We start from the raw sequence: 1,520 nt of genomic DNA, 5'->3' as shown, positions 1-1,520 counted from the left end.
TCATTGCTCCATTCTCTCAATCGAAGGAGCCTCCTCGGAACCCGGGGCGATTCAGTCCAGCTATCTCGACAGCCACAAGGGGAACTGCGTGTCGATGCCGAGCCTGTTCGTCGTCCTCGGTCAAAGGATCGGCCTGGACGTGACGCTGGCGACGGTGCCCAGGCACATCTTCGTCAAGTACCGCGACGAGCGCGGGCAGCTCTACAACATCGAGACGACAAGCGGCGGCGGATTCGCTCGCGATGCCTGGATGCGACAGCTCTATGAGATGACCGATCTGTCTTTGCGAACCGGCATCTACATGCGGCCGCTGTCAAAGAAGGAGGCGGCAGTCCAGATCGTCGACACCTTGCTCGAGTTCTATGAAGCGAACGGCGTTCTGCAGCCTCGCGTGGACCTGGCGCTGCTCTCGCTGCGCCATGCACCGAGGCACGTCAACGGCATGTTGCACCTCGCAGCAACCTACGGTTGGATGGCCGAGGTCTCCTACATGTTCGACTACAACAGCCCCGATCCACGGATGACATTGAAGGAGCGGCTCAAGTACCAGGACTTGATGCGAGAGGCCATGGAATGGGATCAACGCGCGCAATCGCTCGGTTGGCGCCCCAGCAGCCCGGAAGCCGAGTCCGCCTATCTCAGGCGAGTCGAGGATGCCAAGAAGTCTTTGTAGACAAATGCGACCTGGAGAACTGAAGATGTTCCATCGAATCGATCTCAAGCTTTGTGTGGTCATGCTGGCCCTGACCTCCCTGCACGAAGGCACGGCGGCGCACTACACGCAACCAGATCCCATCGGCCTTGCCGGAGGTATCAACACGTACGCCTACGTCGGAGGAAACCCGATCACCCGGATTGATCCCGCGGGACTCGAGTGGGTCTATGTCCAATCAACTGGCCAGATGTATTACCAACCTACAGCCAATCTCGGTGGAGGCCCCCCGCAGCCGATCGGCGGACCCATGTACGCCGGCCATGGCGCGGGAGTGAACAACCCTGCGCTCGATCTCATTCCGTCGGTTGGTCCGTTGCCGGCTGGTACCTACACAATCGGTCAACAGCAGAACAACATCACGGGGGCTGGCTTGAGTTTGCCCGGCTCGATGCGTCTCACCCCGGAGGCGGGCAACTGGATGCATGGTCGATCCGGCTTCCTTATCCATGGCGACAACAGCGCTGGGAATCGATCAGCATCAGAAGGATGCATTATTCAACCCAGGAGCATTCGAGACCTGATTGGCGGAAGCCAAGATCGCGCGCTCCGTGTCGTTCCATAGCCATGCGCACGCTTTCCGGTCTCGTTTTTGGATTGTTGCTTGCAAGCGCTGCGTTCGCAATTGACGATCGCGCCGTGGAGGTGCCGGCAGGCGGACAGGTCACCGTTGAGGGAACTCGCGCCAAGCAATCCGTACGCGCGATGGTGGCCACGACTGTGATATCGGGAGCGACGGGATCACTCGATGCTTCGGCGCTCGTCGAGCGAGAGTGTGCAGCACGAGACAGCCCGTGCAGTCTCGTCA

Annotated in this window: 3 protein-coding genes; all 3 read left to right on the top strand. The window is 60.0% G+C overall.

Annotated features, from left to right (window positions below; all coding sequences use genetic code 11):
• Positions 1 to 673, top strand: a 673-nt coding sequence (locus tag AC1D15_RS31535; RefSeq protein ID WP_477829142.1) for a hypothetical protein, incomplete at its 5' end; no start/stop codon positions are given.
• 25 nt (positions 674 to 698) lie between these two features.
• The gene (locus AC1D15_RS31530) at positions 699 to 1,277 is read left to right on the top strand and encodes a tlde1 domain-containing protein (RefSeq protein WP_477829141.1); all 579 of its coding nucleotides are present in this window, start codon (positions 699 to 701) and stop codon (positions 1,275 to 1,277) included.
• 2 nt (positions 1,278 to 1,279) lie between these two features.
• The coding region (locus tag AC1D15_RS31525; RefSeq protein WP_477829140.1) for a hypothetical protein at positions 1,280 to 1,520 on the top strand (241 nt) is incomplete at its 3' end.

It is taken from the genome of Rhizobacter sp. P2_H2 (genome assembly GCF_056403375.1).
The sequence above is the reverse complement of the archived record's forward strand: the minus strand, read 5'-3'. Positions and strand labels throughout refer to the sequence as shown.

Excerpts from the sequence above, each read along its gene's own strand:
- AC1D15_RS31530 (WP_477829141.1), top strand. The coding sequence starts at position 699 with ATGTTCCATCGAATCGATCTCAAGCTTTGTGTGGTCATGCTGGCCCTG.